24 protein-coding genes and 2 pseudogenes are annotated in these 24,776 nt (G+C 73.6%); 10 read left to right on the top strand and 16 right to left on the bottom strand.

From position 1 onward, the window contains the following. Positions 1–366: 366 nt before the first annotated feature. The 4 genes from VIM19_15840 to dnaA form a co-directional block, all read right to left on the bottom strand. A complete protein-coding gene (locus VIM19_15840; GenBank protein HEY5186328.1) occupies positions 367–912 on the bottom strand; it encodes a DciA family protein in 546 nt (181 codons plus the stop codon). Then, a complete protein-coding gene (gene recF / locus VIM19_15835) occupies positions 902–2,050 on the bottom strand; it encodes a DNA replication/repair protein RecF (GenBank protein HEY5186327.1) in 1,149 nt (382 codons plus the stop codon). The genes VIM19_15840 and recF overlap by 11 nt, the downstream gene beginning before the upstream one ends. A gap of 9 nt (positions 2,051–2,059) precedes the next feature. Then, complete coding sequence (gene dnaN, locus VIM19_15830; GenBank protein ID HEY5186326.1) at positions 2,060–3,193, bottom strand: DNA polymerase III subunit beta; 1,134 nt, start codon at positions 3,191–3,193, stop codon at positions 2,060–2,062. Between the two features lie 411 nt (positions 3,194–3,604). Continuing rightward, the gene (gene dnaA / locus VIM19_15825; GenBank protein ID HEY5186325.1) at positions 3,605–5,188 is read right to left on the bottom strand and encodes a chromosomal replication initiator protein DnaA; all 1,584 of its coding nucleotides are present in this window, start codon (positions 5,186–5,188) and stop codon (positions 3,605–3,607) included. Between the two features lie 587 nt (positions 5,189–5,775). Between dnaA and rpmH the strand changes: the two genes are divergently transcribed. The 8 genes and pseudogenes from rpmH (at position 5,776) to VIM19_15785 (ending at position 10,873) form a co-directional block, all read left to right on the top strand. Continuing rightward, complete coding sequence (rpmH, locus tag VIM19_15820) at positions 5,776–5,913, top strand: 50S ribosomal protein L34 (protein HEY5186324.1); 138 nt, start codon at positions 5,776–5,778, stop codon at positions 5,911–5,913. 58 nt (positions 5,914–5,971) lie between these two features. After that, a complete protein-coding gene (rnpA, locus tag VIM19_15815; protein HEY5186323.1) occupies positions 5,972–6,349 on the top strand; it encodes a ribonuclease P protein component in 378 nt (125 codons plus the stop codon). Next, positions 6,346–6,573, top strand: a pseudogene (yidD, locus tag VIM19_15810) (membrane protein insertion efficiency factor YidD). The gene rnpA and the pseudogene yidD overlap by 4 nt, the downstream one beginning before the upstream one ends. Before the next feature lie 169 nt (positions 6,574–6,742). Further along, positions 6,743–7,705, top strand: coding sequence for a membrane protein insertase YidC (gene yidC / locus VIM19_15805; GenBank protein HEY5186322.1), 963 nt, complete (start codon positions 6,743–6,745; stop codon positions 7,703–7,705). Between the two features lie 129 nt (positions 7,706–7,834). Next, positions 7,835–8,320 (top strand): R3H domain-containing nucleic acid-binding protein, encoded by a 486-nt coding sequence (locus VIM19_15800; protein ID HEY5186321.1) that lies wholly within the window; start codon positions 7,835–7,837, stop codon positions 8,318–8,320. 89 nt (positions 8,321–8,409) lie between these two features. After that, a pseudogene (gene rsmG / locus VIM19_15795) lies at positions 8,410–9,061 on the top strand (16S rRNA (guanine(527)-N(7))-methyltransferase RsmG). Then, positions 8,997–9,953, top strand: a complete 957-nt coding sequence (locus VIM19_15790) for a ParA family protein (GenBank protein HEY5186320.1) — start codon at positions 8,997–8,999, stop codon at positions 9,951–9,953. The pseudogene rsmG and the gene VIM19_15790 overlap by 65 nt, the downstream one beginning before the upstream one ends. Then, positions 9,950–10,873 (top strand): ParB/RepB/Spo0J family partition protein, encoded by a 924-nt coding sequence (locus tag VIM19_15785; GenBank protein HEY5186319.1) that lies wholly within the window; start codon positions 9,950–9,952, stop codon positions 10,871–10,873. Before VIM19_15790 ends, VIM19_15785 begins: the two co-directional genes overlap by 4 nt. A gap of 42 nt (positions 10,874–10,915) precedes the next feature. On the opposite strand, the gene VIM19_15780 is transcribed toward VIM19_15785, so the two are convergent. Next, positions 10,916–11,884 (bottom strand): D-alanine--D-alanine ligase, encoded by a 969-nt coding sequence (locus tag VIM19_15780; GenBank protein ID HEY5186318.1) that lies wholly within the window; start codon positions 11,882–11,884, stop codon positions 10,916–10,918. A gap of 53 nt (positions 11,885–11,937) precedes the next feature. Next, positions 11,938–13,185, bottom strand: a complete 1,248-nt coding sequence (locus tag VIM19_15775; GenBank protein ID HEY5186317.1) for a PLP-dependent aminotransferase family protein — start codon at positions 13,183–13,185, stop codon at positions 11,938–11,940. Positions 13,186–13,396: 211 nt separating this feature from the next. Between VIM19_15775 and VIM19_15770 the strand changes: the two genes are divergently transcribed. Both VIM19_15770 and VIM19_15765 read left to right on the top strand, forming a co-directional pair. Beyond that, the gene (locus VIM19_15770) at positions 13,397–13,555 is read left to right on the top strand and encodes a hypothetical protein (protein HEY5186316.1); all 159 of its coding nucleotides are present in this window, start codon (positions 13,397–13,399) and stop codon (positions 13,553–13,555) included. A 6-nt stretch (positions 13,556–13,561) separates the two neighbouring features. Continuing rightward, positions 13,562–14,239, top strand: coding sequence for a GNAT family N-acetyltransferase (locus VIM19_15765; GenBank protein HEY5186315.1), 678 nt, complete (start codon positions 13,562–13,564; stop codon positions 14,237–14,239). Here VIM19_15765 and VIM19_15760 read toward each other — a convergent pair. From VIM19_15760 to VIM19_15715, 10 genes are all read right to left on the bottom strand, one after another. Then, the gene (locus VIM19_15760; protein HEY5186314.1) at positions 14,214–15,362 is read right to left on the bottom strand and encodes an N-acetylmuramoyl-L-alanine amidase; all 1,149 of its coding nucleotides are present in this window, start codon (positions 15,360–15,362) and stop codon (positions 14,214–14,216) included. The two genes, VIM19_15765 and VIM19_15760, sit on opposite strands and share 26 nt — an antisense overlap. A gap of 62 nt (positions 15,363–15,424) precedes the next feature. After that, entirely contained in the window at positions 15,425–15,754 is a 330-nt protein-coding gene (trxA, locus tag VIM19_15755) for a thioredoxin (protein HEY5186313.1), read from the bottom strand. A gap of 88 nt (positions 15,755–15,842) precedes the next feature. After that, complete coding sequence (trxB, locus tag VIM19_15750; GenBank protein HEY5186312.1) at positions 15,843–16,829, bottom strand: thioredoxin-disulfide reductase; 987 nt, start codon at positions 16,827–16,829, stop codon at positions 15,843–15,845. A 91-nt stretch (positions 16,830–16,920) separates the two neighbouring features. Beyond that, positions 16,921–17,667, bottom strand: a complete 747-nt coding sequence (locus VIM19_15745) for a hypothetical protein (protein ID HEY5186311.1) — start codon at positions 17,665–17,667, stop codon at positions 16,921–16,923. Between the two features lie 6 nt (positions 17,668–17,673). Then, positions 17,674–18,288 carry an RNA polymerase sigma factor SigM gene (sigM, locus tag VIM19_15740; GenBank protein HEY5186310.1) on the bottom strand — a complete coding sequence of 205 codons (615 nt, stop codon included), beginning with the start codon at positions 18,286–18,288 and terminating at the stop codon, positions 17,674–17,676. Between the two features lie 67 nt (positions 18,289–18,355). Next, on the bottom strand, positions 18,356–19,780 hold the full coding sequence (locus VIM19_15735) for a protein kinase family protein (GenBank protein HEY5186309.1): 1,425 nt from the start codon (positions 19,778–19,780) through the stop codon (positions 18,356–18,358). A 29-nt stretch (positions 19,781–19,809) separates the two neighbouring features. Continuing rightward, positions 19,810–20,886: a C40 family peptidase gene (locus tag VIM19_15730; GenBank protein HEY5186308.1), complete on the bottom strand. Its 1,077-nt coding sequence runs from the start codon at positions 20,884–20,886 to the stop codon at positions 19,810–19,812. After that, a complete protein-coding gene (locus VIM19_15725) occupies positions 20,883–21,284 on the bottom strand; it encodes a hypothetical protein (protein ID HEY5186307.1) in 402 nt (133 codons plus the stop codon). The genes VIM19_15730 and VIM19_15725 overlap by 4 nt, the downstream gene beginning before the upstream one ends. 69 nt (positions 21,285–21,353) lie before the next feature. Beyond that, a complete protein-coding gene (gene murJ, locus VIM19_15720) occupies positions 21,354–22,994 on the bottom strand; it encodes a murein biosynthesis integral membrane protein MurJ (GenBank protein HEY5186306.1) in 1,641 nt (546 codons plus the stop codon). After that, positions 22,991–24,776, bottom strand: a 1,786-nt coding sequence (locus tag VIM19_15715; protein ID HEY5186305.1) for a DUF6049 family protein, incomplete at its 5' end; no start/stop codon positions are given. The genes VIM19_15715 and murJ, both read right to left, overlap by 4 nt.

Raw genomic sequence — 24,776 nt, 5'->3', positions numbered from 1 at the left:
GAGCCGTCATCGGTGTCGCCGATGTACATGCCCGGCCGCTTGCGGACGGCGTCGAGACCTTCGAGGACGGTGATCGACGCAGCGTCATACGACACGGGGCAGTGCTCCTGTCGGTTCGGTGCGCGACGGCGTGCCACGCAGGCAGACGAACACCGGCGCCGCTCGGACACGGACCCGGCCGGGTGGGCTCAGCGCTCCTGATCTCGTCGACAGTCTAGTCGTTGACGCGGAGGTCCGGTGCCCCGCGAGGGCCGCTGGGGACGGCGTGCCGCGCTGGGGGTCCACCCCGGTGTCCCCCCACGCACCGGGGGTCACGACGACCCTGAGCGTCCGGATCGGCCGGACGGCGGCGCGAGGTGCCCCGGTTCAGCCGTAGGTGTCGCGTGGCCCGCGACCGGACACGTGCAGCGGCCCCTTGCGCCAGCTCGGCCGGCCGGGGCCGCGGACGACGACCCGGGCCACGGTGCCCTCGCCGAACTCCTGGTTCAGCCGGCGGACCAGGTCGGCGGCCAGCAGCCGGACCTGGGTGGCCCACGCGGTGGAGTCGGCGCGCACCGTCAGCACGCCGTCCTCGTGGGTCTCCGGGATGCAGTGGGCCGCGATGTCCGACCCGACCACCTGCTCCCAGCGACCGATCACCCCACCCGTCGCGAGCCCGGACTCCCAGCCGCGCTCCGTGGTCAGCCGGTCCATGCTGGCGCCGAGCAGCTGCGGGTCGCGGTCATCGGGGTGCGCACCGCTGGGCTGGGCCGGCTGGCCGGCCGAACCGGGCGCGGGGCGCCGGGTACGCCGGCGGCCGGGACCGCGCTGCCGGGCGTCGGCGCGCAGCTGGTCGAGCAGCGCGCGCCCCGGGTCGATGCCGGAGCCCTGGGGGTCGTCGCCGGGCCGGACGTCGTCCTGGTCAGCCGGCACGAAACACCTCCCCGCCACGGACCTCCACCCGGTCACCGTCGAGACCGGTAGGGACATCCTGCGCCACCGCGGCGGTCACCAGCACCTGCTCGGCCGGGGCGACCAGCTCGGCCAGCCGGTCCCGACGGCCGGCGTCGAGCTCGGCGAAGACGTCGTCCAGGATCAGCACCGGCTCGCCGCCGTCGGCCCGCAGCAGCTCGTAGGAGGCCAGCCGCAGGGCCAGCGCGTAGGACCACGACTCCCCGTGCGAGGCGTAGCCCTTGGCCGGCAGCGGCCCGAGCCGCAGCACCAGGTCGTCGCGGTGCGGACCGACCAGGGTGACCCCCCGCTCGAGCTCGGCCCGCCGGGACTCGGTGAGCGCCGTGAGCAGCTGGGCGGCCAGCTGCTCACGGTTCCGGGCCGGTTCGGCGTCCGGGCCCAGGCTGCTGGAGTACCCCACGACCGCCCCGCTCGGCCCGCCGGACACCGCGGCGTACGCGGTGTCCACCAACGGACCGAGGGCCTCGACGAGGTCGAGCCGGGCGCCGACGAGCTCCGCACCGATCCGGGCGAGGTGGGCGTCCCAGACGTCCAGCGTCGACAGGTCCAGCGCCGAGCCCCCCGGGTCGCCGCCGCGGCGGCGCATCGCCGGGCCCGCTGACTTGAGCAAGGCGTTGCGCTGCTTGAGGATTCGGTCGACGTCGGACCGCACGGCGGCGAACCGGGGCTGCCGGGCCACCAGCAGCTCGTCCAGGAAACGACGCCGCTCGGCCGGGTCGCCTTTGACCAGAGCGAGGTCCTCCGGGGCGAACGCCACCGTGCGCAGCACCCCCAGCACCTCGCGCGGGCGGGGGACGGGGGCCCGATTCAGCCGGGCCCGGTTGGCCCGGCCCGGGTTGATCTCCAGCTCGACCAGCGTGGACCGGTCGTCACGGCGCACCGAGGCCCGGATGACGGCTCGCTCGGCGCCGTGCCGCACCAGCGGAGCGTCGGTGGACACCCGGTGGCTGCCCAGGGTGGCGACGTAGCCGATCGCCTCGACCAGGTTGGTCTTGCCCTGCCCGTTCGGCCCCACCAGGGCGGTGACCCCGGCGACCAGCGGCAGCTCGAGCGACGGATAGGACCGGAAGTCGGCCAGCGACAGGTGCTCGACGTACACGCCGACCGGTCAGCCGGACAGCCGCACCGGCATCAGCAGGTAGCGGAAGGCGGTCGACGCCGGGGCGGGCACGTCGCTGGTCGAGCCGGTCAGCACCGCCGGCTTGGTCGGCGTGGTGAACGCCATCTGGACGTACGGGGACTCCACCGCGGCCAGGCCGTCGAGCAGGAAGTGCGGGTTGAACGCGATGGTGAGCGGCTCGCCGTCGAAGTTCGCGGACAGCAGCTCGGAGGCCTGCGCCTCGTCCCCGGTGCCGGCGTCCAGCTGCAGCTCGCCGGCACTGAACGTCAGCCGCACCGGCGTGTTCCGCTCGGCCACCAGGGACACCCGCTTGACCGCCTCGACGAGGGTCGGCGTGTCGATCGTGGCCAGGCTCGCGGACTCCGACGGCAGCAGCGCCCGGTACTTGGGGAACTCCCCCTCGAGCAGCCGGGTCGTGGTGCGACGGCCGCCGCCGTCAAACCCGATCAGGCCCTCGCCCGAGCTGCCCGCTGCCAGCGCGACCGCGACGGTCTCGCTGCCGACCAGCGACTTCGCCGTGTCCGCGAGGGTCTTGGCCGGGACCAGGGCCACCGCCTCCAGGCCGGGCTGTTCCGCGCTCCAGGCCAGCTCGCGCACCGCCAGACGGTAGCGGTCGGTGGCAGCCAGGGTCATGGTGTCGCCGTCGATCTCGACCCGGACGCCGGTGAGGACGGGCAGCGTGTCGTCACGTCCGGCGGCCACTGCGACCTGGCCGACGGCGTCGGCGAACGCCCCGCTGGCAACGGTGCCGGTGACGCTGGGCATCTGCGGCAGGGTGGGGTAGTCGTCGACCGGCAGCGTGAGCAAGGCGAACCGGGCGCTGCCACAGCGCAACTGGACCCGGGCCCCCTCGGTTTCGACCTCAACCGGCTTGGCCGGCAGGCTGCGGGCGATGTCGTTGAGCAGTCGGCCGGACACCAGGGCCCGCCCGGGCTCGGTCACGTCGGCGGCGACCGTCACCCGGGTGGACACCTCGTAGTCGAACCCGGACAGGGTCAGCCCCCGTTCGTCGGCCTCGACCAGCAGTCCGGCCAGCACGGGGACGGGCGGGCGGACCGGCAGACTCCGGGCGGTCCAGCCCACGGCCTCGGCCAGGACGTCACGTTCGACCCGGAACCGCACGGCCCTACTCCTCTACGTCGCTGTCAGATCCCGCGAGTGGCTCTCGCTGGCTGCGGCCACCCTACGGGGTGGCGCTGTCCCCAGCAGGCCAGCGTGCACACCTTGGGCTGCTCATCGTTTTCCGGTGAGTGAGTTCTTCGTCTTCATAGGGGCGGTGGACAGTGTGGATAACGGCCATCGCCGCAGGCCAGACCCTAGACGGCGTCCCCGACAGGTGTGGATGGCGTGGGGAACGGACCGAGGCCGGTGGGGACGCCGGACGACGATCCCCAGGCCGTCCACCGGATGCCAACGAACCAACCGACGGGATCCACAAGGTTGTCCCCAGGGTGTGTACGCACCGTGACGAGGCCGCGCACACCCGGTGAGGCAGGTGACAGGCTGTGTTCGGGTGGCCGCACGGCGGGATGGTCAGGCCCGGGTCTGCGACTTGATCCGGTTGGTCAGCTCGGTGACCTGGTTGTACACGCTGCGCCGCTCGGCCATCAGCTGGCGGATCTTGCGGTCGGCGTGCATGACCGTGGTGTGGTCGCGGCCGCCGAACTGCTGACCGATCTTGGGCAGCGACAGGTCGGTGAGCTCGCGGCACAGGTACATGGCGATCTGGCGGGCGTTGACGAGCACCCGGGAGCGGGACGAGCCGCACAGGTCCTCCATCGACAGGCCGAAGTAGGCCGCGGTCTGGGCCATGATCGTCGCCGAGGTGATCTCCGGAGCGCCGGAGTCGGTGATCAGGTCCTTGAGCACCACCTCGGCCAGCGCGAGGTCGACCGGCTGGCGGTTGAGGCTGGCGAACGCGGTGACCCGGATCAGCGCGCCCTCGAGCTCGCGGATGTTGCTGGAGATCTTGCTGCCGATGTACTCGAGCACCTCGGGCGGAGCGGACAGCCGCTCCTGGGCGGCCTTCTTGCGCAGGATCGCGATCCGGGTCTCGAGGTCCGGCGGCTGGATGTCGGTGATCAGGCCCCACTCGAACCGGGAGACCATCCGGTCCTCGAACTGGTCGAGCGCCTTCGGTGGCTTGTCCGAGCTGACCACGATCTGCTTGTTGGCGTTGTGCAGCGTGTTGAAGGTGTGGAAGAACTCCTCCTGCGTCTGCACCTTGCCCTGCAGGAACTGGATGTCGTCGACGAGCAGGATGTCGACCTCGCGGTAGCGGCGCTGGAAGGTGGCGGCCTTGTCGTCGCGGATGCTGTTGATGAACTCGTTGGTGAACTCCTCCGAGCTCACGTACCGGACCCGGGCGCCGTTGTAGAGGTTGCGCGCGTAGTGGCCGATGGCGTGCAGCAGGTGGGTCTTGCCCAGCCCGGACTCGCCGTAGACGAACAGCGGGTTGTACGCCTTGGCCGGCGCCTCCGCCACCGCGACCGCGGCCGCGTGCGCGAACCGGTTGCTCGAGCCGATCACGAAGGTGTCGAAGGTGTACTTGGGGTTGAGCCGGCTGGGCTCGGTGTCCCGACGTCCGGGCGGCTGACCGGAACCGGGTCGGGACGGCGTGGGCTCGAAGGGGTCGGCGGTCGGCTGCAGCGGGGTGGATGCTCCGGCGGCGGACCAGCCCGGTTCGCTGGCCCCCGTGGTGGACGGACCCGGAGCGGACAGGTCGGCACCGGCGTGCCCGGCGGCGTCCAGGTCGGCGGCGAAGGTGCCGTCGGCCACCTCATCGGTGAGCTCCTCGAGCGGTGTGCTGTCGCCGGAGGCGGTCGGGTCCACCGTGACCGCGAGCTGGACCTCGTGCTGCAGCTGTCCGGACAGCGCCTCGGTGAGGACGGTCCGCAGCCGGTTCTCGATCACGTCGCGGGCGAAGTCGTTGGGGGCGGCGATCAGCACGGTGTCGCCGACGATCGCCATCGGCCGGGTGAGCCGCAGGAAGGCCCGATGCTGCGGGGACAGCGAGTCACCGACGGAGGCCAGGGTGCGGGACCAGACCTGGGGGAGGTCCGTCGCGTCGGCCCCGGGCGGGAGCGGGCGCTGGTCCGGGACGGTCGGCTCGGCCACCGGCTGGTTCTCCCTTGCTCGAGCGTCGTCCCTGCCCCGGATGGCCAGCCCGCCAGTGCCGTCCACAGGCCTGTCCACAGGATGTGTACGACATCCGCACCTCCGCGGCGCGGCGGGCGGTGGGTGCACCGGGTGGAACGGCTCGAGGGCAGGTAGAGCAGCGGCCAGTCAGCGGGTGGTTCGGCGGGTGGTTCGGCGGGGGAGGCTACAAGCGCCGCGACCCGTCGTTCAAGCGGTTGTCCACATCCGCCGGGAGCCGCGGACCGGAGGTCTGGCACAGCTCCGGCCCCGCCCTGGTCCGCCGGGTGGGCGTGTCGAACGCTACACCGCGTCCCGGGTGCGCCAGAATGGCCGGTTGGCCCCCGGTGGGCGCCGGTTGGCCCCCGGTGGGGCCGGTTTGACCGGTCCGTCGGTCGCCCGTACCGTAGGGAGGCCGAGGTTGTCGGCGGCTGTTGTCGTGTGTCCACGACGCTCCGGTCTGTTCGTTTCAGAGCCGGTGCGTGGACGTCCGGTGGCAGCCGACTTTCCCCTCGGGCCCTGCCGTTCCGCGGCGACCGGCGCCGCAATCGATCCCCCGGAGCATCCCCGTGAGCAAGCGCACCTTCCAGCCGAACAACCGGCGCCGGGCCAAGACGCACGGCTTCCGGCTCCGCATGCGGACCCGCGCGGGTCGCGCGATCCTGGCCGGTCGTCGGCGCAAGGGCCGGGCGAGTCTGTCCGCCTGAGATCCGGCTGACCAGCCAGGACCTCAGCGGATCGAACGCCGGACCAAGGCACCGGACCGTGCTGCCCGCGCCGCACCGGATGCGGCGGCGCACCGACTTCGCGGAGACGCTTCGTCGGGGCCGCCGGGTCGGTCGGGGCACCCTGGTGGTGCACCTGCTGCGCCCGATGGATGAGGCATCGTCCACAGCCGGGCCGCTGCCGGCGGGGCAGGTCGGCCTGGTGGTGAGCCGGGCGGTGGGCAACTCGGTTGTGCGACATCGAGTCACCAGGAGGTTACGCGCAGTGATCGTCCCGCGGCTGTCGGCGTTGCCCCAGGGGACTCGCCTGGTGGTGCGGGCGCTGCCCGCGGCGGCCTCGGCCTCCTCGCTGCAGCTCGCGACCGACCTTGACGCCGCCCTCGACTCGGCCGGTCGACGGCGGGCGGTCGGGGCATGACCGGGCTGCGTCGCGCGGTGCGCTGGCCGGTGCTGCTGCTCATCCGGTTCTACCAGCGGGTGATCTCCCCCTGGACGCCGCCGTCCTGCCGGTACTACCCGTCCTGCTCGCAGTACGCCTACCAGGCGGTGGAGCGGCACGGGCTGGTGCGTGGTGGCTGGCTGGCGGTGCGCCGGCTGGGGCGCTGCCACCCGTGGGCGGCCGGCGGGGTGGACCACGTGCCCCCGGTCCGGGAGGCCACCGGGGCTTCCGATGAGGGCCTCACCGATATCCACAGCGATATCCACAACACTGTCCCCAGTCCTGTCCCCAGGGCTGTTCACGGCGACGGGCCGGCTCCAGCTGCACAGCCGACCGCGTCGTCCGACCCGATGATCGTCCGAGGAGCCTGACGTGGGCCTGCTCAATCCGCTCTACGACGCGGTCTCCTGGGTGCTGCTGCGGTTCCACTCGCTGTTCAGCCTCGTGTTTCCGGCGGACAGCGGCGCCGCGTGGGGCCTGTCGATCGTCGGCCTGGTCGTGCTCATCCGGATCGCGCTGATCCCGCTGTTCGTCAAGCAGATCAAGGCGCAGCGCGGACTGCAGGTACTCCAGCCGCAGATGAAGGCGATCCAGGAGAAGTACAAGAACGACAAGGCGAAGCAGTCCGAGGAGCTGATGAAGCTCTACAAGGACACCGGGACCAACCCACTGTCCAGCTGCCTGCCGATCGTCGTGCAGTCGCCGTTCTTCTTCTCGCTGTTCCACGTGCTGTCCTACATCTCCAGGGGCCTGACCGTTGGGGTGATGGGGCCGGCCGCCGTGGCGTCGTTCGGCGCGGCGACGATCTTCGGTGCGCCGATCTACGAGACGTTCACCAAGGGCGACACGAACACCAAGATCGTGGCCGGTGTCCTCATCGTGCTGATGACCGCGACGACGTTCATCACCCAGCGCCAGCTGATGGTCCGCAACATGCCGGCCGGCCAGAGCAACCCGATGATGCAGCAGCAGAAGATCCTGCTCTACGTCTTCCCGGCCATGTTCGCCGTGTTCGGCATCAACTTCCCGATCGGCGTGCTCATCTACTGGTTCACCACCAACCTGTGGACGATGGGCCAGCAGCTGATCGTGATCAGGCGCAACCCCACGCCAGGGTCAGCCGCGTACGACGACCTGCAGCGGCGCAAGGCGGAGAAGGCGGCCGCCCGCGGCACGACCACGGCCCTCGCCCCCGGGGACGCGGGAACCACGACCGCGACCGCGACGGAGCAGCCAGGGGCAGGCGCCACGGACGAGCCGGCCGCACCGCGGCGCCAGCAGCCGCGCCGAACCAGCCGATCCAAGCGCACCAGACCCCCCAAGAAACCCAGCTGACCTGGCCCCGTCAGCCGAGTGCCTTCCCCCGATCCGGAAAGAGAACCGACCGTGACCGAAGCACCGCAGGACGTCGAGACCGTCGAGACCGTCGACACCACAGGGGAGGCCGTCGAGCCCGCCACTGATCTGGACGCCGAGTCGCCGGCGTCCGGCGGGTTGAGCCGGCTGGAGCGGGAGGGCGACATCGCGGCCGACTACCTCGAGGGCCTGCTCGACATCGCCGACCTGGACGGCGACATCGACATGGACGTCGAGGGCGACCGGGCGATGGTCTCGATCGTGGGGGCCGACCTGCGTCAGCTGGTCGGCGCGAACGGCGAGGTGCTGGACGCGCTGCAGGAGCTGACCCGGCTCGCGGTGCTCCGGGAGACCGGCGAGCGGTCCCGGCTGATGCTGGACGTCGCCGGGTTCCGGGCCCAGCGCAGGGCCGACCTCACCGAGCTGGGCCGGGAGGCCGCCGAGCGGGTCCGGGCCAGCGGTGAGCCGGTCGCCCTCGAGCCGATGACCCCGTTCGAGCGCAAGGTCGTGCACGACGCGATCGCCGAGGCCGGCCTGGTCAGTGAGTCGGAGGGCGAGGAGCCCCGCCGCTATGTGGTGGTGCGCCCGGCGTGACGCCGGTGGTTCCACGTGAAACCGGTGCACCGGGGCTTCCGGAACCGCCCACGGCAGCCGGGGCGCTGCTCGGCGACCGGCTGGACCGCATGGTGGCCTACGCCGAGCTGCTGGCCACCACCGCCATTGAGTGGGGCCTGCTCGGCCCCCGTGAGGTGCCCCGGCTGTGGGAGCGGCACCTGCTCAACTGCGCCGTGGTCGCCGAGCTGCTGCCCGAGGGGGCCGTCGTCGACGACCTGGGCAGCGGCGCCGGCCTGCCCGGACTGGTGCTGGCGATCCAGCGACCGGATCTGCGGGTCACGCTCATCGAGCCGCTGTTGCGTCGGGCCACCTTCCTCACCGAGACGGTGACCGCCCTCGGTCTGCAGAACGTGCAGGTGCAGCGGGCGCGCGCCGAGGAGCTGCGCACCCGCCGGGGTTCGGTCGACGTGGTGACCGCGCGAGCGGTGGCGCCGCTGGGCCGGTTGGCCGGCTGGGCGCTGCCGCTGCTGCGCCCGGGTGGGGCGCTGCTGGCGCTGAAGGGCAGCGGCGCGGCGGTGGAAGTCGCGGAGCAGCGCGACGAGGTCGAGCGGTACGGTGCCAGCGCGATCGAGGTGCTCAGCCTCGGCGTCGGGGTCGTGGAGCCGCCAACCACGGTCGTTCGGGTGTGGAAGGGGAGCGCGCGGTGAGCTGGCAGGTGATCGACGGGTCGGGCCGGCCCGACCACGACCCGGGTCTGCGGCCGAACGATGTTCCACGTGAAACCGAGCCGGACGACACCCCGATCGCCCGCGCCGCGGCCACCGCCGTGCAGGTGCTGACCGGCCAGGCCGGGACCCTGCCGCGACCCGAGCGGCCGCGGCTGATCACCGTCGCCAACCAGAAGGGCGGCGTGGGCAAGACCACCAGCACGGTCAACCTGGCCGCGGGCCTGGCGCTGCACGGACTGCGGGTCCTGGTCATCGATCTCGACCCGCAGGGCAACGCATCCACCGCCCTCGGGGTGCCCCACCAGTCCGGGGTGCCCTCGGTCTACGAGGTGCTGGTCGACGGCGTCCCGCTCGCCGACGTGGTGCATGCGGTGAGCGGCATTCCCGGCCTGTCCGCGGTGCCCGCGACGATCGACCTGGCCGGTGCCGAGATCGAGCTCGTCTCGATGGTGGCCCGCGAGTCCCGGCTGCGCCGCGCGCTGGAGGCGTTCCTGGCCGGCGAGCCCGGGTTCGACTACGTCTTCGTCGACTGCCCGCCGTCCCTCGGGCTGCTCACGCTCAACGCCATGGTGGCGGCCCGCGAGGTGCTCATCCCGATCCAGTGCGAGTACTACGCGCTGGAGGGCCTCGAACAGCTGCTGCGCACCGTGGACATGATCAAGGCGCACCTCAACCCCGAGCTGCACGTGTCGAGCATCCTGCTCACCATGTACGACGGGCGCACCCGGCTGGCGGCGCAGGTGGCCGACGAGGTGCGGGCCCACTTCGGGGCGCAGGTGCTGCCCACCGTGGTGCCCCGGTCGGTGCGGGTGTCCGAGGCGCCGAGCTACGGCCAGACCGTGCTCACCTATGACCCCGGCTCACCGGGGGCACTGTCCTACCTCGAGGCGGCCCGCGAGCTGGCCCGGCAGGTTCCCACCGAGTCCCCGGAGGTGCAGCGGTGACCCAACGGCATGGTGGTCTCGGCCGTGGGCTGGGCGCACTCATCCCCACGGCCCCGCCCGTCACCGAGGTGGCCGAGCCGGAGCTGCGCCCGGTGGACCTGCCGCAGCCGGTGGCCGGGGCGCACTTCGCCGAGCTGCCGATCACGGCCATCACCCCTAACCCGCGGCAGCCGCGGCAGCACTTTGACGAGGAGGCCATGGCCGAGCTCGTGCACTCGGTGCGGGAGATCGGCCTGCTGCAGCCGGTGGTGGTCCGCCCGATCGGTGCCGACCGCTACGAGCTGGTCATGGGCGAGCGGCGCTGGCGGGCCTGCCGGGAGGCCGGCCTGACCGCGATCCCGGCCATCGTCCGGGACACCGGGGACGACGACCTGCTGCGGGACGCGCTGCTGGAGAACCTGCACCGCAGCCAGCTGAACCCGCTGGAGGAGGCCGCGGCCTACGACCAGCTGCTCAAGGACTTCGGCTGCACCCACGAGGAGCTGGCCCAGCGGCTGGGCCGGTCCCGGCCGCAGATCAGCAACACGTTGCGGCTGTTGCGGCTGCCGCCCTCGGTGCAGCGGCGGTTGGCAGCCGGGGTGCTGTCGGCCGGCCATGCCCGGGCGTTGCTTGCGCTGCCGGACCCGCAGGCGCAGGACCGGCTGGCGCACCGGATCGCGGCCGAGGGGCTGTCGGTGCGTGCGGTCGAGGAGATCGTCACGGTGGGGGACGACGAGGCGCCGGCGCCGCGGCGGCGCGGCGGTCGCCCGGTCGCCCCCGAGCTGGCCGACCTCGCGGCTCGGCTGTCCGACCGGTTCGAGACCCGGGTCAAGGTCGACCAGGGCCGTCGGCACGGGAAGCTGGTGATCGAGTTCGCGTCGCGGGACGACCTGGCCCGGATCGTCGCGCTGCTGGACGCGACCCCCGGTCACTCAGAGTAGTCACTGACTCCATGGAGTGACATACGTCGACTCCGGGCCGGGTCAGCCCGCGACCCCCTCCGTGCGCGGGTCCGCACCCCGGGTGGTCGCCGCCGCGGCCAGCTCGGCGAGCAGCTCGCCCAGGTCGAGCCCGGCGGCGGCCACGGCCTGCGGGAACAGCGAGGTCTCGGTCATCCCGGGGGCCACGTTCACCTCGAGGAACCAGGGCAGGCCGGCCGGGTCCACGATGAGGTCGGTCCGGGACAGGTCCCGCAGACCGAGCGCCCGGTGTGCGTCCAGCGCCGCCTGAGCGCAGCGTTCGGCCACGTCCGCGGACAGCCGGGCCGGCGCGAAGAACTCGGTGGCGCCGGCGACGTACCGCGCGGTGTAGTCGTAGAAGCCGCTGTCCGGGACGATCTCCACCGCGGGCAGCGCCTCGGCGCGCCCGTCCCGCTCCAGCACGGCCACCGCGACCTCGGTGCCCGCGACGTACTGCTCGACCAGCGCGGTGTCCCCGTAGGAGAAGCTGCCCACCATGGCGGCGGGCAGGTCGCCGGCGGACCGAACGACCACCGCACCCAACGACGAGCCCCCTCGGGCCGGTTTGACCATCAACGGCAGGCCGAGACTCCCCACGATGGCGTCGAGCACCGCGCTGGCCCCCAGCTCGCGAAACGTCGAGTGCGGCAGGGCGACGGACGCCGGCGTGGCCAACCCGGCGGCGGCCACCACGGCCTTCGCACTGGGCTTGTCGAAGGCGGTCCGACAGGCGCTCGGGCGCGAGCCCAGGTAGGGCAGGCCGAGCAGCTCGAGCACGTCGCGCAGCGCGCCGTCCTCACCGGAGGCCCCGTGCAACAGCGGGACGACGACGGAGGGACGGTCGGCCTCGAGCCGGCTCAGCAACGCGGAGTCGACGTCGAGCAGCCGGGTCTCGGTGCCGGCGCCGCGCAGCGCGTCCAGGACCCGGCGGCCGGACCGTAGCGAAACGTCGCGCTCGTGCGACAGCCCGCCGGCGAGGACCACGATCGTCACGTCAGGCGCCTTCCTTGTCGGGGTTGCCGGGATCGAGCCAAGTAAGGACGGAGTCAGGCCGAGTCGGGGGTCGGAACATCCACTGCAGCGTCAGCCAATGGCCCATGGGCGGACCCGAAGGTCGACAAGAGGTCGAGCTCCTGCTCGATGACCGCGGCCAGCCGCCGCACGCCCTCCCGGATGCGGTCCGGCTCGGGATAGCAGTACGACAGCCGCATGGACCGCCGGCCGTCGGCTCGGGCCGCCCCCGAGTAGAACGCCGTCCCGGGCACGTAGGCCACCCGCGCCGTCACCGCCCGCGGAAGCATGGCGGCGGCGTCCAGCTCGCTCGGCAGGGTGACCCACGAGTAGAAGCCGCCGCCGGGCACGGTCCAGCTGGTCCCCTCGGGGAGCAGCGCGGCCATCGACTCGAGCAGGGCGTCGCGGCGCTCCCGGTACAGCTCGCGGAACGTCTTCACCTGCTCCCACCAGGGTTCCTCGGCGAGGTAGGTGGACACGGCCAGCTGGCTGAACGCCGGGGGGCACAGCACCGCCGCCTCGGCGGCCAGCACCAGCTTCTCCCGGACACCGTGCGGCGCCACCGCCCAGCCCACCCGGACACCCGGCGCGAACGTCTTGGAGAAGGTGCCCAGGTACACCACACCGTCCGCGGAGTCCGCCCGCAGCGCCCGCGGGACGACACCGTCGAAGCCCAGCAGCCCGTAGGGGTCGTCCTCGAGGACCAGCAGCCCGTGTCGTTCCGCCACGGCCAGCACCGCGGACCGCCGCGCCGGCCCCTGGCTGACTCCGGCCGGGTTGTGGAACGACGGGATCGTGTAGAGCAGCTTGGCCCGCCGGCCCTGCGCAGCCAGCCGGGACAGCGCCTCCTCGAGGGCGACCGGGTCCAGTCCTTCGTCGTCCATGTGCACGTGCACCACGTCGACCTGGTAGGCCGCGAACACCGACAGGGCCCCGACGTAGGACGGCGCCTCGGCGATGACGACGTCCCCCGGGTCGCAGAACAGCCGGGTGACCAGGTCGAGAGCCTGCTGCGAGCCGACGGTGACGACGACGTCGTCCGGGTGCGGCTGCACCCCGACGGTCGGCATCACCTCCGCGGCGATCTGCTCCCGAAGCCCCACGTCGCCCTGCCCGGAGCCGTACTGCAGCGCCGTCGCGCCACGCTCGGCGATCAGCCGGTGCACGGCGTCCGCCACCGTGTGGAGCGGCAGCGCCGAGACGAACGGCATCCCGCCGGCCAGCGAGACCACCTCGGGACGGGAGGCGACCGCGAACAGGGCCCTGATCTCCGACGCCGTCATCGAGCGGGCGCGCTGCGCATAGGAGTCCAGCCAGGGGTCCAGCCGGGAGCCGGTGCTGCCCGGACCGTGGTCCACCGGCGGCTCCCTCCTGGTGCAGGCCCTGACCGGCAGGCCCTGACCTCAGCGACGCACCGAACGTACCCGCGCCGTGCCGCCTACGATGCCTCATGGGCCGGCCTCCGGGGCCGTCGACCCTCCGGAGGTGGCGGTGGTGAAAGTCCTGCGGTGGGTGGTCGCAGGCCTGTTGCTCGGGGCCGCGGCCGCGTTCCTCGTCGAGCTGCTGCTGCCTCGGCGCCGTTCCTCGGCTGGATCGTCGGGCTACCTGCCGCCGCGGGCCTCCAGCGACCGGCACGCCGTCCTGCGGGGGTGACCGGCAGTGGCGCGACGCGTCGTCGGGCTGACGCTGGACAACCTGGACGACCTGACGACCCGGTGCCGCAGCTGCGTGCTGTGGGAGCTGGACCCGATGAGCGGGCGCCGGGCCCACGACCGGGGTGCGGCCGCTGCCGAGAAGGAGGCATGGGTCTCGGCCGCGCTGCTCGACTGGGGGTCGTGCGGGCGGGTCCTCTACCTGGACGGCGAGGTCGCCGGCCACGCGCTGTACGCGCCCCCGGCGTACCTGCCCGGCGAGACCCGCTTCCCGACCGCGCCGGTGGCCCCGGACGCCGTGCTCCTCACCACCGTCGACGTGCGCCCGGCGCACCGAGGGGGCGGTCTGGGCCGGGTGCTGGTGCAGTCGGTGGCCAAGGACCTGACCCGGCGTGGGATCCGGGCCATGGAGGCCTACGGGGACGCCCGGCCGGGCGCCCAGCAGCTGGCCGACTCGTGCACCCCGCCGGTGGGCTTCCTGCTCGGCGTCGGGTTCAAGACCGTGCGGCCGCACCCGCGCTACCCGCGGCTGCGGCTGGACCTGCGCACGGCGCTGTCCTGGCGGGAGGACGTCGAGGGGGCGCTCGAGCGGCTGCTCGGCTCGGTGCACCGCGGCCGGCCGATCCCGGTGCGGGCCCCGCGCTCCACCTCCGGGCCGCTCAGCCCACGAGGTGAGGCAGTCTGAGCACCCGCGGGTCCTCGTCGCGGGGCTCGGACAGCCGCTGGACGGCGGCCACGACCGCCTCGGCCACCAGGTCGCGAAACGCCGGGTCGGCCAGCCGGGCGGCGTCCTGCGGGTGGGTGAGGTATCCCACCTCGATCCGCACGGCGGGCATCACGGTGTGCCGCAGCAGCCCCCAGGTCTTGCCATGGGTGTGGCAGTCCCGCAGGCCGGTGCGGGCCGCGATCTCGTCCTGGACCAACCCGGCGAAGGTCTCCCCGATCGCGGAGTGCACCCCCAGCGCCCGATTGCCGTAGTAGTAGGTGGCCACGCCGTTGGCCATCCGGTCGGCGGAGGCGTCGCAGTGCAGCGAGATGACCAGGTCGGCGTCCAGCCGGTTGGCCACGGCGGCCCGCTCCCCGTCGTCTGGAGCCGGGTCACCCGGACGCAGCCGGCCCCGGCTCAGGTGGACCACCACACCGGACACGGCCAGCCGGCCCTCGACCCGCGCGGCGAGGTCCTCGGCCAGCCGGGCCTCATCGACCTCCGGCCGCTCGGGCGCGCAGGCACCCCGGTCCAGGCCCCCGTGCCCCGGGTCGATCAGCACGACCCGCAGCCGGCCCCGGTGCCGGATTCGCTCGGCCTCCCACAGCGCCTCCGGCGCCCCGCCGACGACCGTGCGGCTGAGCCGCTCCAGGGCCCGGAACGTGAGGGGTCCGCACAGTCCGTCAACCGTGCTGCCGACGTTGCGCTGGAACTCCTTGACCGCCCGCTCGGTGTGCGTTCCGAACACGCCGTCCACCCGGCCGACGTCGAAGCCCAGGTCGAGCAGCCGGCGCTGCAGGGTCGTGACGTCGTCCCCGGCGAGCAGGTGGCCGGGGACGTGGGCCAGCACGCGGTCCCCGAGCCGCCAGTGCGCCTCCTCCAGCAGCCGCCAGGTGACCGGGCCGACGATGCCGTCGACGGTCACCCCGCGGCGCTGCTGGAAGGTGCGCACCGCACGGTCGACGTCGCGGTCGAACAGGTCGCCGGCACGTAGGTCGACGGTGTCCGCGGGCCGGGCCAGCAGGTCCAGCCGGTACAGCAGCACGCGGACCTCGGCCACGGCCGTGCCGTGGTCGCCGAGCCGGTACGTGGAATGCGCCATCAGCTGCCAGCCTTCGGTTGCCGCTGGCTCGGCATGCTACCGGCGGGAGGCCTCTCGATCGGTCAGGCGATGAAGCCGGCCAGGTCGCGCAGCAGCGCGGCCTTGGGCTTGGCGCCGATGATCTGCTTGACCAGCTGGCCGCCCTGGTAGACGTTCATGGTCGGGATCGAGGTGATCCCGTAGGCGGCCGCCGTGCGCGGGTTCTCGTCGACGTTGAGCTTGACCACCGAGATCTTGTCGGCGTGCTCGCCGGCGATCTCCTCGAGGATCGGTGACACCGCGCGGCACGGGCCGCACCACTCGGCCCAAAAGTCGACGATGACCGGCTTCTCGCTGGCCAGCACGTCGGTGGCGAACGAGTCGTCAGTCACAGCCTTGGCGTGGGCACCCATGGGGGGCTCCTTCTTCTAAGTTCGGGTCGAGTTCGGGGCGGTCCGCTGAGCTGGTCCGGCGACCGCTCGTCGAACCCTCTCACGCGGATCAGACGGTGACGGAGGAGTGTGCGGCCGCGGACGGCTGGCCGGTGGCGGCCGCGTCGTCCAGGTCGGCCAGGAACCGCTCGGCGTCGAGGGCGGACTGGCAGCCGGTGCCGGCCGCGGTGATGGCCTGTCGGTAGATGTGGTCGACGACGTCGCCGCAGGCGAACACGCCGGGCACGTTGGTCCGGGTGCTGGGGTGGTCGACGATGAGGTAGCCCTCCTCGTCCCGGTGCAGCTGGCCGACGAACAGGTCGCTGCGCGGGTCGTGCCCGATGGCCAGGAACAGCCCGGTGGCGTCGAGGGTGGACTCCTCGCCGGTGACGATGTTGCGCAGTCGGACCCCGGTCACCTTGCCGTCGCCCAGGACGTCGACGACCTCGGAGTTCCAGGCGAAGCGGATCTTGTCGTTGGCGAGGGCGCGGTCGGCCATGACCTTGGACGCGCGCAGCGTGTCGCGCCGGTGCACGATCGTGACCGAGCGGGCGAACCGGGTGAGGAAGGTGGCCTCCTCCATGGCGGTGTCTCCACCGCCGACGACCGCGATGTCCTGGTCGCGGAAGAAGAACCCGTCGCAGGTCGCACACCACGACACGCCGTGCCCGGACAGCCGCTTCTCGTTCGGCAGGCCCAGCTCGCGGTAACCGGAGCCGGTGGCCACGATGACCGAGCGGGCCCGGTGGGTGCCGCCGGAACCGTCGGTGACGACCTTGATCTCGCCGGTGAGGTCCACGGCGGTGACGTCGTCGGCGACCAGCTCGGCGCCGAACTTCTCGGCCTGCTTGCGCAGGTTGTCCATCAGGTCGGGACCCATGACGCCGTCGGGGAAGCCGGGGAAGTTCTCCACCTCGGTGGTGTTCATGAGCGCCCCACCTGCGGTCACCGCGCCTTCGAAGACCAGCGGCGCCAGGTTGGCGCGGGCTGCGTAGACGGCGGCGGTGTAGCCGGCGGGTCCGGAGCCGATGATGATGACGTTGCGGACGTCGGTCACGGTGCATCCTCAAGGGGGTCGACAGGGCTTCGGTGCCGAAAACCGATTCTATGCCCGCGGTATTCCCCCGGGGGTATCCGTTGCGGCCCGCTCAGTGCCGCACGCTGGCGTAGTACAGCAGCGTGGCGTCGGCACTCGAGCAGGCCGGTGTGACCACGAACACGTCGTAGCGGGTGCTCGACCCGACGAGCACCACGACCACGGCGGGCTGGCCCTCGAAGCTGCCGGCGTCCACCGCGACCGGAGAGGTGGCGGGGCCGCCCTCCTCCACCTTGGCCAGGCAGGCGGCCAGCCGGGTGCGGTTCTCGATCAGGCTCTTGCCCGGCGCCGCGAGCGTGCTGACCGTGCCGTCGTTGGTGGTCGGGCTGGCCGGGCTGGGCGACGTCGCGGCGACCAGGGTGAGCACCTCGGGCCCCAGGTTGGCCTTGGTGTAGCCTCGCCCCGAGGCGCTCAGCCGCGGGGTCTCGGCCCCGGGGGCGCGGCTGGCCAGGGCCGCCGCCCCGCTGGCTTCGTTGGGCGACGTCGACGAGCGACCGCCGAGCGCGCCGACCACGACGGCGCTGCCGAGCGCGAGCACCGCGACGACGGCGGCCGCGGACATCAGCCAGTGCCCGCGCAGGCGGGCGCCCAGGCCGGCGCTCCCCGCCGCGGTGATCGTTGTGACGGTTGCGGCCGCAGTGGCGACAGCGCCGCGCGTGTCCAGGGCGGCTGCCTCGGCGGCCAGCGCTGCGTCGATCCGGGCGGCCACCTCGGGGGGCATCGTCGGCTCCGGCAGGCCGGCCAGCAGGTCGTGCACGAAGCCGTCGTCGTCCAGGTCGCCGTTCAGCGGGTTGGACATCGCCGCTCACCTCCCTGCCTGGTCGTTGGGCATGCCCTGGGGTGGGACGTCTCCGGGGTGGTCCGGGTTCCGCAGAGACGCCAGCAGGGGGGCCAGCTTGGCCCGGCCGCGGGAGCAGCGGCTCTTGACCGTGCCAGCGGGGCAGTCCAGGACCGCGGCGGCGTCGTCGACGGAGTAGCCGTGGAGGTCGACCAGGACCAGCGCGGCCCGCTGCTCGATCGGCAAGGTCAGCAGCGCCTGCTGCACGACCAGCGCGGTCTCCCGGCTGGCGAAGGCGTCCCCGGGCTGGGCCGGCAGCAGCGCGTCGTCGTCCGGCAGGGGGTCGGCCGCGCGCACCGTCCGCCGCCGGACCAGGTCGAGGCAGGCGTTGACGACGATCCGGTGCAGCCACGTGGTGACGGCGGCGTCCCCCCGGTACGAGCCGGCCGAGCGGTAGGCCGAGATCAGCGCGTTCTGGACCGCGTCGGCGGCGTCCTCGGGGTGGCCCAGGGTGCGCAGCGCGATCGCCCACAGCCGGTCCCGGTGGCGCAGGACCAGCGTGCCGAAGGCGTCCGGGTCGCCGGCCACGTGCGCGGCGAGCAGCGCCCGGTCGTCGAGCCCGTGAGGCTCGGCGTCGGACATAGGCGCTCCCTGGCTGGGGTCGGTGGGGGGTTCCCCGGGGGCGTGCCCAGGGTAGGCGGACGACGGTTCAGTTCCGCAGGACCTGCACCTCGGACACGCCGCCGCGGTACCGGGCACCGTCCTTCGGCAGCTTGGTCAGCCACAGCAGCAGGTACCGGGCCTCGACCTGCGGGTCGGGCCGCAGCGTCACCAGGTCGCCGGCGCCCTTGGCCTGCGCCACGGTGATGGCGTCGTCGGCGGTGACCGGGGCGATGGTGGCCGCCCGCAGCTCGATGTCGGTGCCCCGGCCGACCAGCTCGACCCGTACCGCGGCGATCGTGGTGGGAGCGCCCAGGTCGAGCAGCAGCCCAACCCCCGGCTTGAGCCCGCCCAGGTCGGCCCGGTCGTAGAACACGGTGCGCCAGGCGGTGCTGGGCTTGCCGTCGATGGCGAGCGGCGCCAGCTGCGGGTTCTCCTGGCCGTTGCCGGCCGGGTCGAAGTCATGGACCGACACGATCGGGATCGGCCCGCCTCGCAGCGCCGTGCTGGAGCCCGGGCTGGCCGGGCTGGCCGGGCTCGCACCGGCCCCCGGCTGGTCGCGGGTGGACGCCGACCAGGCCAGCGCGCCCACCGCCAGCGCGGCCGCGGCCACCACCGCGGTCACCGTCACCGCGACGACCGCCAGCGGACCGGGGCGGGTCGAGTCACCGCCCGCCGGCGGCGGGGAGTCGTCGACGGCCTCCCGGTCCAGCTCGACCGGCACCAGCCGGCCCTGGGCGGACTCCAGCGCCCTGGCCACCTCGCCGGGCGTGGTCAGCGCGCCCCGCTCGGTGAGTCCGAGGGCTCGGGCCGCGATGTCGTCGAGGACCGGCGGCACGCCGGCCAGCACGCCGCGGGCCCGGACCGGTCGGCCCCCGATCCGCGGGGCGGCGGGGAGGGCGCAGTGGGCCGGCTCGCCGGGCCACCGCCCGGTCAGGGCCGCGTACAGCAGGGCCCCGAGCCCGCGCGCGTCCGCCGCGGCGGCGTCCGTCGGCCGCTGCCCCTTCGCCCGGCCGCCGTCCAGCGCGGCCAGCAGCTCGAGGCCGGCGACCCGGACCCGGCCGTCGTCGGTGCACTGGACCCAGCGCGGTGCCAGCCGCCCATGGTGCAGCCCCTGCTCGTCCGCACGGCTCAGCGCCGAGGCCACCTCACCGACGAGTCGGCGGGCCTCGGCCGCAGCCAGCGGCCCCTCGGCGAGCAGCTGCTCCAGCCCGGTGGCGTCCTGCCACTCGACGACCAGGCAGGTCTGCTCGTCGTCCTCCACGATGTCGAGCACCCGCTGCAGCCGGGGGTCGTCCGCCCGGGCGGCCGCCCGGGCGGCCTCCCGCACCTCGTCCAGGTGGGGCTGCCCGGGATCCACCGAGATCACCGCGACCGGGCGGTGCAGCGCACCGTCGGTGGCGGCCCACAGGGTCCAGCCGGCGCCGTCGAGGACGCGGTCCTCGATGCGGTAGCGGCCAGCCAGGGTGCGCACAGCTATGAGCGTACGGCCGGACCCGGGGCTCACCCCGCCACCGGACGGCTGGCCCCGATGTACCCGTCGAGGTACACCCGGGCGATTCGCACGACGTCGCCGGTGTGGGGGGCCTGCAGCATGAACCCACCGCCCAGGTAGATGGCCACGTGATGGATCGTGCTCGGGTCGTTGACGTCGGTGGCCCAAAACAGCAGGTCGCCGGGACGCAGCTGGTCGAGCGACGGGTGGGTGCCCACGGTCCACTGGTCGGCGGCGACCCGGGGCAGCCGCACGCCGGCCTGGGCGAAGGCCCACTGGGTCAGGCCCGAGCAGTCGTAGCTGTCCGGGCCGGTGGCGCCCCACTGGTACGGCAGCCCGAGCGCGCTGCGGGCGGCTGTGATCGCCGTGACGACGGCCGCCGGGGTGTCGGCCGGCAGCGCCGGGACGTCGGTCGTGAACGGCAGCAGGGCGGCGGCTCGGGCGGCGGCCGCGGCGGCCTGGTCGGCGGCCACCAGCCGGCGCACGTCGGCGCTGGCAGCGGCCAGCTCGGCCTGCCGGGTGGCCAGCAGGGTCTCCACGGAGGTTGCGGCGCCGCGGGCGGCCGTCTCCAGGCTGGTGCGCTGCGCGGCCAGCGTGTCCAGCCGGCCGGCCAGGGCCGCGGCGGCGGTCAGCTGGGTGGTCGTCCCGGCGGCTGCGGCCTGCTCGCTGCGCAACACGAGGTCGACCGTGGCGATCCGCAGCAGGACGTCGCTGATGTCGCCTCCAGCGAGGACCGAGGCGTACAGGCCGGTCGTCCCGCCGGACATGTACAGCGCCCGGACCCGTCGGGTGGTCTCCGCCTGCTGGCTGGACTGCTGGTCGGTCAGGGTCTGCAGCTGCTGGGACGCGCTCAGGTAGCTCGTCACCACGGCGCCAAGGTGGTCCTGGACCCGGTTGTACGCCTCGGTGGCGGTCTCCAGCTGCACCTCGAGGGCAGCGACCTGGGTAGCCAGCGCCGCGGCCCTGGCCCGGGCGTCGGCCACGGTGGGGTCGGCCGCAGCCGGGCCCGAGGGCAACCCGGCCAGCAACGCTGCCGCGGCGAGCGACGCGGCGATCCAGCCTCGACGGGCCCGCGCAGCGCTCACTGCACCGACGGCGAGGCCGTCGCGGTCGCGGTGGACTGCAGGAGGCCGCGGGTGAACGGCAGGAGCTGGAGCACGATGGTGTGGATGGTGCGGTGCACCGTGGCGCTGACCTCGCCGTCCGGGTAGAAGACCAAGTCCTTGGCGGCCAGCGTGACGCCGTTGTCCTTGGCGACGATCGAAGCGGCCTGGTAGGTCTGCTCGGCGTCGTGCTTGGTGGCCCGGTACTTGTCGGCGGCCGCGCTCGCCACTGTGTTGGCGGCGTCGGTCGAGGAGACCTTGGCGACCCCGATCGCGATCCCGTCGAAGGCAAGCAGCCCGATCAGGACCAGGACCAGGGCGACCTTGAACAGCCAGCCGATGACCAGGCTGCCGCGGTCGTCGCGCAAAGGGGCGCCCATTCCCGATGGGTCGGCTCAATTGGGGCCCGGCTTGAGTGGGCCAATGGCCCGACTGCGCCGGACGGGTGACTAGCTCCGGGAGCGGCCCGCCCGGGCGGCGACGACGTCGACCAGCTCGCTGACCTCGGCGACGCGCAGCCGGCGGGCCACCACGACGAACACGACCCCGCCCACCGCGCTGACCCCGAGGATGAGCAGCAGGGCGCCCAGCCGCCCGCCCGGCAGCACCCGCTGGAGCAGGTGCAGGGTGGCCCAGCCGGCCAGCCCGGCCGGGATCCCGGCCACCGTGAGCCGGACCAGGGTGCGCACGGTGAGGTAGGTGTTCAGCCCGCCCAGGCGGCGGCGCAGGATCTGCCACAGCAGCACCATGGTGGCCAGGTAGGCGGCCGAGTAGCCCAGCGCCAGGCCGACGACCTGCTGCTCGGGTGGCAGCGCGAGGTAGAGCGCGTACGCCGCGGCCAGGTTCACCGAGTTCAGGAACAAGGCGACCAGCGCCGGCGTCCGGGTGTCCTCCACCGCGTAGAAGCCGCGCAGCAGCACGTAGTAGATGCTGAACGGCACCAGCCCCAGGGCGAAGGCCGCGGTCACCACGCCGATGTACCGGCCGGTGCCCCCGCCGCTGGCGCCGAAGCTGAACAGCAGCAGGCCGATGCTCGGGCCGAGCAGCACGAGCGCGATGGCCGAGGGCACCATCGCCGTGCTCACCAGTCGGATCCCCCGGCTCACGTCGTCCCGGACGCCGCGCAGGTCGTTCGCGGCGGCCGCCCGGCTCATCCGCGGCAGCAGCGCCGTGACCACCGACACGGTGACCACGGAGTGCGGCAGGATGAAGATCAGGTACGCGGTCGTGTAGACGGTGATGCCGGCTCCGCTGGTCGACCCGGCCGCCTCGGCCGCGGCGTTGGCCCCGGTGGCCAGCCGCGCGACGACCACGAAGGCCAGCTGGTTGATCGCGACCAGGACGATGGTCCACTTGGCGAGGGTGACCGCCTTGCCGAGGCCCTGCCCGCGCAGGTCGAAGCGCGGCCGGTAGTGGTACCCGTACCGGGCCATCACGGGGATCAGGGCCAGGGCCTGCACCACGATGCCGGCCGTGGTGCCGAGCCCGAGCAGCGCCGTCTCGGCCGGGGTGATGGTCGCCGTCGTCGGGTCCGGGCCGACGACGGCGATGAAGATGCCGCAGACGACGATGACGACCAGGTTGTTGAGGATCGGGGTGAACATCGGCATCGCGAAGTGCCCGCGGGCGTTGAGCACCTGGCTGTACAGCGTGTACACGCCGTAGAAGAAGATCTGCGGCAGGCAGTACCGGGCGAAGGCCGTCGAGACCCCGAGGTCGGTGCTGCTCCAGCTGTTCGTGGAGTACAGCCGGACGATGAACGGTGCCAGCGCGACGGTCAGCGCGGATACCGCGAGCAGTACCAGGCCGGACAGGGTGATCAGCCGGTCGGCGTAGGCGCCGCCCCCGTCGCTGTCGGAGGCCATGTGCCGCACCAGCTGCGGGATGAACACCGCGTTGAGCGCCCCGCCGACGAGCAGGATGTACAAGATGTTGGGCAGGTTGTTCGCGACCGTGTAGGTGTCGGCGAACACCTGTCCGCCGATCGCGGCGACCAGCACGATGTTGCGCAGCATGCCGGTGACCCGGGACGCGATGGTCCCCACCGCCATCACCGAGCTGCTGCGCAGCACCCCGGCGTCCGCGCTCACGACGACTCCCCGTCCGGCGCGGGGGCCGGGTGCCGCCCACGGCGGATGGCCCGGCCGATCCGGTAGGTGAGCGCGACCGTGAGCAGCACCAGGGCGCCGCCGACGACCCACTGGGCGACCTCGCCGATGCCGGTGGCCCGCACCGGGAAGCTGACCACGGGTCCGTAGGCCTGGCCGTCCGGGGCGAACAGCCGGGCCTGCACGACCAGCCGGCCGTTGACCGCGGCCTCGGCCTTGACCTCGACCGTCGCCCGACGTCCGGCGTCGACCGTGACGAGCCCCGGCTGGCTCAGGGTCATCCGCACGGACGGCACCGTGGCGACGTCCAGCCGCACCGTCACCGCCTGGTCCAGGTCGTTGGCCACCGTGATCGGGATCTGCCCGCTGCGCGAGGTCAGGGTGACCGGACCGGACGGCACGATGTGGACGCCGGCCTGGGCCTTGGCGATGGCCGCGGTGACCGACCGGGCGAAGGCGGTCCCCGCCACCTCCCGCCCACGCCAGGCCGCGGACTCCGCGCGCAGCAGGCCGCGCTCCAGTTGGTCGGCCAGCGGCTGCGGCTGGGACAGCACCGAGGTGAGCGACTGCAGGTCGTAGCGGCCGACCCGCACCTGCCCGAGCTGGCCGGCGGAGACCTCCCGCCGGGCCACCACGGTGGGGTAGCTCGGGCGGCGCCGGGACACCCCGGGCGAGGCCTCCGCGCGCAACTGCTGGACCGTCTGCGGCTGCACCCAGGGCACCGACCCGAGGGCCGAGAGCAGGCCGCGGACGGCGGTCACCTCGGGCTGCCAGTACCGGGGCGGCGCCACGACCACGGCCCGGCCGTCGTAGGGGCGCTCGGCGGTGACCATGGCCAGCTCGGAGAGGAACCGCTGGCGGGCCAGCACGGCCCCGCCCTGCTGGGCCACCGGGGTGGCGAGCAGCGCGGACAGCACCCGGTCGGTCACCAGGGCGGTGAGCTGGCTGTTCTCGAGCGGGCCGACGGCGGACGGCGTGTACGACACGGTCCGCGACGTCGGGGTGTAGACGTCGGACAGGACCACGGCCCGCACGCCGGCGTCGTTCAGGGCGCCCAGGGCGGCCGCGTCGGCGGTCCCCTCGGCCGGCCACGCGACGTCACCGGTGACGCTTCGCCCGAGCACCTCGCGGACCACGGCCGGGCCGAGGGCCGTGGAGGTCTTCAGGTCGCCGGTGAGGCCGGCCCTGGTCACCGCCACGGCGTCCGGGTCGGCGTACGCGAGGGCGTTCGCGTCCCCGCTCCCAACCGCCGACTTCAACGACGCCAGCCACCGCGCGGCGGCCGGGTCGGGCGCCGCGATGACCGAGCCCTGCGGCAGCGGGCCGCCGTCGGCCAGCGCGCCGGCCGACTCCAGCAGGTCGCCGTCCAGCACCCAGCTCACCGGCTCGCCGGCGGCGGTGGTCACCAGGTCGGTGAGCCGCCCGCTCAGCTCGGTGCCGAACGCGGCCGCCGGCAGCGTGCCTTCGGCCGCGGTGGAGGGGGTGGTCAGGACCGGCCACAGCACTGCGAGCCGGGTGGGCTGCAGGCCGGTGGTGTCCGCGCCCCAGGTGAGGAACGTGCGGGCCGTCCCCAACCGGGCGCGGGAGCCGTCCGCGCGGGTGGCCCGGGCCTCGACGGCCATCGGGTAGACGCCGTATCCGGACAGCGCCAGCTGGGCGCCGGCCACGTCCAGCTGCCAGCTGCCGCTGGCCCCGGGCGCCAGGGTGGCGGCGACGTCCACCGGGGCGCCCGCGACGGAGCCGGGTGGCGGGTCGGTGCTCGAG

It is taken from the genome of Actinomycetes bacterium, from assembly GCA_036510875.1.
In the GTDB taxonomy this organism is placed as follows: Bacteria; Actinomycetota; Actinomycetes; order Prado026; family Prado026; genus DATCDE01.
Note: the sequence above shows the minus strand (reverse complement) of the source record. Positions and strands in the feature narration are given on the sequence as shown.